The organism is Tenacibaculum sp. L6 (genome assembly GCF_028823685.1).
GTDB lineage: Bacteria > Bacteroidota > Bacteroidia > Flavobacteriales > Flavobacteriaceae > Polaribacter.
This window is the reverse complement of record NZ_JAPEHZ010000094.1, coordinates 1-5,568: the sequence shown is the minus strand read 5'-3', so window position 1 is coordinate 5,568 and position 5,568 is coordinate 1. Positions and strand designations below refer to the sequence as shown.

Annotated in this window: 6 protein-coding genes and 1 pseudogene; 5 read left to right on the top strand and 2 right to left on the bottom strand. The window is 29.5% G+C overall.

All coding sequences use genetic code 11. The features are described 5' to 3' along the window. A pseudogene (locus tag OU788_RS11625) lies at positions 1-885 on the bottom strand (restriction endonuclease subunit M); the annotation flags it as partial. Further along, entirely contained in the window at positions 878-1,078 is a 201-nt protein-coding gene (locus tag OU788_RS11620) for a helix-turn-helix transcriptional regulator (RefSeq protein WP_274635323.1), read from the bottom strand. The gene OU788_RS11620 and the pseudogene OU788_RS11625, both read right to left, overlap by 8 nt. A gap of 339 nt (positions 1,079-1,417) precedes the next feature. Between OU788_RS11620 and tssD the strand changes: the two genes are divergently transcribed. From tssD to OU788_RS11595, 5 genes are all read left to right on the top strand, one after another. After that, positions 1,418-2,209, top strand: a complete 792-nt coding sequence (gene tssD / locus OU788_RS11615) for a type VI secretion system tube protein TssD (RefSeq protein ID WP_274635322.1) — start codon at positions 1,418-1,420, stop codon at positions 2,207-2,209. A gap of 8 nt (positions 2,210-2,217) precedes the next feature. After that, the gene (locus OU788_RS11610; protein WP_274635321.1) at positions 2,218-2,784 is read left to right on the top strand and encodes a hypothetical protein; all 567 of its coding nucleotides are present in this window, start codon (positions 2,218-2,220) and stop codon (positions 2,782-2,784) included. Between the two features lie 51 nt (positions 2,785-2,835). Beyond that, positions 2,836-3,969 carry a hypothetical protein gene (locus OU788_RS11605; RefSeq protein ID WP_274635320.1) on the top strand — a complete coding sequence of 378 codons (1,134 nt, stop codon included), beginning with the start codon at positions 2,836-2,838 and terminating at the stop codon, positions 3,967-3,969. Positions 3,970-3,973: 4 nt separating this feature from the next. Further along, positions 3,974-4,855, top strand: coding sequence for a hypothetical protein (locus OU788_RS11600; protein WP_274635319.1), 882 nt, complete (start codon positions 3,974-3,976; stop codon positions 4,853-4,855). A 62-nt stretch (positions 4,856-4,917) separates the two neighbouring features. Continuing rightward, positions 4,918-5,502, top strand: coding sequence for a hypothetical protein (locus tag OU788_RS11595; protein WP_274635318.1), 585 nt, complete (start codon positions 4,918-4,920; stop codon positions 5,500-5,502). Positions 5,503-5,568 lie beyond the last annotated feature (66 nt).

Here is a 5,568-nt window from a genome sequence, read left to right as displayed (position 1 = left end):
AGTTCTAACAATAAGGTTTTTCTTTTCGTCTGGAAGTTGTTTATGACTTAAAAAGGATTCTATTTTCTTAATCATTAAATCACCATCTCTGTATCCTTTTTCAGTTGATGATTTTAGATCAGACTTTTCAAGCGGTGCAACTTTCCCTGGAATGCCAAGTGTTGCAATAATTGATGCAGCTACCAAATAAACACGGTCATTTTCTCCTAAGCCTTTTTCATTTTGATAAATATCATTATTAAGTTTTACAAGACTTTGGTCAATTTCCCTTTCTCGTTGTTCTTTTAGTTTGTCAAGTTCTTCCTGTGAAAGTTGAAGCGTTTTTACTGACTTTATAAGACTGTCAAAGTTTTTCGGTGCTAAAAATGAAAAGTCGGTAAACTCGCCAATTTTCTGACCTGCTCCTAAATTGCTTTTTGAAACATAATAAACACCAATTTCGTGATGTATTTTACCTGTTTCATCTTTGTAACCTGTCATTCCAATTGCGATAATATCGGTATAGCTTGTATGATGAAGCAAGGCATTTGCGTAATGAACAGCACCGTTTACAGCAAAAGAATTGATGTTTTTAAAATTGGGTTCATTTTTAGAAGTTCGGTTTTCAACTTGTCCGTCTTTGTCAAGTTTTACAAGTTTGTCTTTATAACCTTTGTACTCAATAAGTACAGGGTAGAAGTCTAAATTTTTGTCTTGAAGTAATACTTTGGCATCTGGTCGATTTGCACCTGCACCACCATTTTTAGTGAAGTAGTCAGAGAGTGCTTTATCAATTTCTGCATTGACAGATTCCTGTTCTAATTTGTAAGGTAATTTATATTTTTTTAGCCATCCGTTCGCTAAATCTGCAATATTCGGTTCGATTGATTGTACTTTCTTAGCCATTATGTTTTCTTTCAATTAATAAGTCTTTGACTTCTACGTTTAAAATTTCCGCAATTTTGTATAAATCTTCTAAACTCGGTTGTCTTTTGTTTCTTGCGTATTCATTAATGGTCGGATAACTTTTGTCCATTTTTTCAGCAAGCCAAGTTTGACTAATTCCTTTGTCTTTTAAAACTTCTTTAATTCGGTTCACTTTAAACCTTTTTTATAATTCGGCAGAAAGGTAGCAAAAATTCATTGTTAAATAATGAAAATATTAATTGTATTATAAGAAGCAACGTAGGGAAAAGGTAAGCTCTTTTTGTTTTTTCATGCAGTACTTAACTCTGTACGTTGGGTTAAAAGCTAGGAGTTAGTTTGTTTATACAATTTCATAAAGACTATATTTATAAATGGACAATCTTAGTAAATAAAAAATGGATTATTCTAGAAATACAAGAGTAGCTTAAAAACCAGAAAACTACCTACTTGTTTTTCTAAATGTTTTTATATATTTAGGGTCAAAAATTGTACAACCCCTATAAAAACATCTATGAACATAAAAGCCAAACTCTTTGTGTGTGGAGAGGAACGAGAATTAATCTCTACTAGTTTAAATTACATTCGTCTTACCGATTGGAACGGCAAACCTACATCAGCTCTAATGGGAGGTGCTTTTACCGTTACTTTTGAACCAGAAATGTACGATGATACCTTTATTGAATGGATTATAGCCGATAGAAAAGACAATAAAAAAATACGTTACCCTTTTAATCTTTATTTATTAAGAGATGGGAAAGTAGTTTTTTATGAAGATGATTTTGATGGAGTAGAGCTATTCCAATATAATTTTCAAGATGGAGTGCTTATAAATTACCATGAGATTTTCGATAATCAAAAAGGCATGCAGGTTACCTTAACCATATCACCCGCAATGCAAGATTATCGTTTTTTTAACAATAGTACAGACTGGAGAAGAAAAAGCCCAACTCGTTATATAAAACCATGGCAGGAGAGTTTTATACCACCTATAGAAGATACTCCTTATAAAGCGAAAGAGAATAATGAATCGATAAAGAAATCTCAAATAATTAATTTCTATTATACGGATGAAAACAACAACAAAGGAACAAAACTAACTTATGGAGAAAAAGCCTATTTAGTTTTAGAAAGTAAAAATATGGTTGGAGAAACCGTGGATTTAAAATTAAATGATAAGATTATAGACTTCACCTATAATAACGAGAGGATTAAAAATAATATGATAGAAGGTTATAAAATAAAATCAGATACAGATAAAATCCCTGTATTTGTAATATCTGAAGATAACGAAGAATTAGATTAAAAAAGACTATGAAAGTATCAGAAAATAAAAATGAAACAAATATCATTCACATTAATGATAATAAAACTGTTTTAAATCAAATCAAACATGAATTTATTAATGTAGGGGAAACATTAGCACAAGTAAAATATAATACTTCGGTAAAGGTGTCGGAAAAAGGAACTGTTATAGTTAGTCAATTTAAGCAAGAAATATCCTCAAGAGGAGACGAAGTATTTTATTTTAGCAATGATACAGCAATTTTTGAAGGAGGTATAAAAGAAGCAAAAAGTGCTTTTGAAAAAGTTGATTTTGACAAATTAAATCTCTCATTAATTCAGCCTAGCTTTAATGTTGTAAAACCTTTAAAATGGGAGAATAACAACAATTATGAGAGTAATGAGCCAAAGAATAAACCTATTTCTTGGAGCGAGTGGGGCAGTGCTGTGGAAAAAGCATTAGATGAACTAAGTTTAAATCGAGAAGAAGATGCATTTTCTGAATGTATAGATAATGTTATTTTACTTGCTAGAGGAAAATACAAAAAGACAAATGAAAATAAATTGAAACGATTCTTCAACAATTTATTTAAATAAAGTGTTTAGAATATAAAACAAACAAGTTCAAAACATTATAGATAGAATAAAATGAGCGAAAATAAATTTCAAGTTATTTATAAAGGTAAAGTAGAAAAAGAAACTACTATCCCTGTTCAAGATATTGACAGAGAAATAAAAGACCAAAAAAAGGGAACAAACATTGTTAAAGTTAATGAAGAAGGAACTTCATTAATGCAAGTAAAACATGAGTTTGTTAATGTTGGTGAAAGTATTGCACAGATTAAATACAATACAGCTGCAACAGTAACTGAAAGAGGTACAATTGTAGTTAATCAGTTTAAACAAGAAGTAACTTCGAGAGGTGAAGAGGTTTGGTATTATAAAAACTCTAATGGAACTTTTGAGGGGACTTTAGCTGAAGCTAAAATAGCTTTTCCAGACGTAGACTTTGGAGAATTAAACCCACCTGATAAACAATATATAGATAACCCCGAATTTAGGAATAATTCAATTATACCAAGTTCTCAGCCCCTACAATGGGAGACCATTAATGAATATGATGGAGAAAAAGAAGGAGGACCGACGACTTGGGATAAATGGATGGATGCAACACAAACTGCTTTAGATATTGTTGGTATGATTCCAGCTGTTGGAGAAGTAGCAGATTGTATCAATGGAGTTGTATCACTTGCTAGAGGAAACTATGCTGATGCAGCCTTAAGTTTTGCAGCAATGATTCCTTTTTTTGGAACTACTGCAACAGCAGCTAAAATTGTAAAAAAAGCAAAAGCTCTAAAAAAGATAACAAAAGCGGATGAAGCAAAAAGTGTTTACGATTTAGTTGTAAAAAATGGAGACAATATACAAGGGTATGTTGGACAATCTGGTAATGTATTTCAACGTTTTATTCAACATTTTAATCCAAAGAGAGGTAAATTACTGAATAATGTTGTAGAAAGTGGTTCTGTGATTCATAAAATGAAAGGTTCTACTAAGCTTGAACGAGAGATGTATGAACAATACATTATTTTAGAGAAATATGGAGGAGATATAACAAAAAAAGGAAGTAATGAACTCCATAAACTTTTAAATAGAGTAAACCCTGTAGGTGGACGATTTAAACTAAACACACCTAAAGGATATGAAGAGTTTATGGATAAAGCTTTAGAAATTGCAAAAAAATATGATTTACCAACGAAATTTGATCCAATAAACTTTTAATATTATGTATTTGTCAGGCTTTAAAGATGCTCCATATTTAATGGTTAAACCAGATTCGGATTTAGAAAACATAAATCCTGATTTTCTAAAAAATAAATATACTGTTAGACTTTTCGGTAAGCATAATAAACTATTCATAGAACGTTTTGTTGAAATTTTTAAAGATGTTAAAAACTTAGATTTAGGAGGTCAATACGGAAATAATGGAGATAATTCTTTTGTTTATAACCTCCCAAAAATAGAAGGATTAGTTATTCCTTTATGGAGGGATTGTGATTTTATTTTAGATTGTTCAAAGCTTCCTAAATCACTATATTCATTACATTTAAATGTCTGGACCAAAAAAAGCATTATAAATATCGAAGCATTAAACAAAACTAATTTACAACATTTAACCATTTCAGATTTTGACGAAAAAGACCTAACAAAATTAAGTAGTTTAACTAATTTAAAAACCTTAAGTTTTAAAACAGCAAAAATTAAATCTTTAAAAGGAATTGAAACTTTAACCAATTTAAAGTGTGTGTCTTTTGGAGGTGTTAGAAGTCTAATTGACATTTCAGACATAACAACTTTACAAAAGTTAAAATATTTAGAATTTGATATTTGCTGGAAACTACAAAATTTTAATCCAATTGGTGAATTGAAAGAATTAGAGGTTTTAAAACTTTTAGATTGTAAAAATTTAGCGTCTATTAAGTTTGTTAAAGACATGCCTAACTTAAGACAATTATATACTTTAGGAACAACTATTATCAACGATTTTGATACAACTCCTGCTGAAAATGTACCTGTATTTTTTGGAAGTCAATATAAAAAGTACAACAAACAATATCCTGAAAAAGAAATACAGGAAGGACAAAAATCTTGGAGTAGTTATTTGTAGTTAGTGTCTATGTTTAGTCTTAACTATTCATTATGTTGATACTCTAAAAAAAACTGCAATAGATGAAAAAGAATATAGATAAAGAAATAGAGAAACTTATTAATCCATCCGTAGTTTTAAGAATAGATGGTTTAAGTAAATCAAACCCTGAGTATGATTTATATTTTTTTAGTACTCTACTACTTTGTATATGGGAAAGTCTCTATAATAAAGATTTGAACCCCTCTTATCATATAAAAGATTCTGTTGGGAATATATATTTTAATGAAGAATTACGAATTAAGATAAATAATGGGGTTAATACAATTGTAAAAACAGCAAAAGGGTTAAGGCTAGAAAACAAGCCAAAACCTTTTTTTATGAGTATATATGACTATTTATATATAGAAGACTCAAATAGTAATAAACTATATTGTTATAGCAAAGAGCTTATGGGGACTAGTCTATTTAATAGTATTATGTTTTTAGTTGAATTAAAAAAGCCTATAGATGAATTAACGCAAGAGGATTATTATAGTTTTCTAGGGAAAAACTTTAAAGAGAATAATGGTCGATTAATAAATGGAAAGGAAGAAAAGGTGTTTTTAACGTTACATAGCTATAATCAAAAGAAAAGAGTGTGGAAAACGCGTCTACTTACATTTTGATAAATATTTTGTGATTATTTAAAAACTAAGAGCATAAATGTAGTGTCACTTAGCTAAAAAAAACAA

What these genes read in the sequence shown, in the direction of transcription:
- tssD (WP_274635322.1), top strand. Translation starts at nt 1,418, where the DNA reads ATGAACATAAAAGCCAAACTCTTTGTGTGTGGAGAGGAACGAGAATTA.
- OU788_RS11610 (WP_274635321.1), top strand. Translation starts at nt 2,218, where the DNA reads ATGAAAGTATCAGAAAATAAAAATGAAACAAATATCATTCACATTAAT.
- OU788_RS11605 (WP_274635320.1), top strand. Translation starts at nt 2,836, where the DNA reads ATGAGCGAAAATAAATTTCAAGTTATTTATAAAGGTAAAGTAGAAAAA.
- OU788_RS11600 (WP_274635319.1), top strand. Translation starts at nt 3,974, where the DNA reads ATGTATTTGTCAGGCTTTAAAGATGCTCCATATTTAATGGTTAAACCA.
- OU788_RS11595 (WP_274635318.1), top strand. Translation starts at nt 4,918, where the DNA reads ATGAAAAAGAATATAGATAAAGAAATAGAGAAACTTATTAATCCATCC.